We start from the raw sequence: 509 nt of genomic DNA, 5'->3' as shown, positions 1-509 counted from the left end.
GGCGTTATATTTTCAGGGAGGAATGGGGTTGAGGATAGTTTTGTTACTTTATTTTGTATCCTTTTTCAGTAGCGCTATGTCATGTCATATCACTGATAAGCAATTTGAAAAATGGAACCATCAGTATTCACATTTATTCCAAATTAAAAAAACGAACAGTGTTAACGGCTATAGTGTTATTACTTCGTTTCCAAAAACTATCAGTGGTTTAAATTTTCAAAATGCTGGCATATTCAAAGATAGCTTGAAAAATCCAACATTTTATACAAGCTTGCAACCTATAAACGAAAATGGCATTTTAAAAGTTTGGTTTACTGGAATAGTTAAATCTAAAGAGCATTATTTTTTAAGCTTCAGCTATGGTCAAGACTGCGGTATTTCGGTTAGTCTGCCAGTTGAGCTAAATTGAAAATATAACAAGTCATTCAAAAGGACTAAAAACAGTTGGCTACTGCTCGTGCCTCGCTGATTTTAGCCAACAATTTTTAGCCTCTTAATGAGGCGTTATA

The 509-nt window shown here is 33.6% G+C and carries 1 protein-coding gene; it reads left to right on the top strand.

Going from position 1 to position 509, the window contains the following annotated elements; genetic code table 11:
• Positions 1-409, top strand: a 409-nt coding sequence (locus B0X80_RS20275; protein WP_245825512.1) for a hypothetical protein, incomplete at its 5' end; no start/stop codon positions are given.
• Positions 410-509 lie beyond the last annotated feature (100 nt).

The organism is Pseudocolwellia agarivorans (assembly GCF_002000085.1).
Taxonomy (GTDB): Bacteria; Pseudomonadota; Gammaproteobacteria; order Enterobacterales; family Alteromonadaceae; genus Pseudocolwellia; species Pseudocolwellia agarivorans.
Note: the sequence above shows the minus strand (reverse complement) of the source record. Positions and strands in the feature narration are given on the sequence as shown.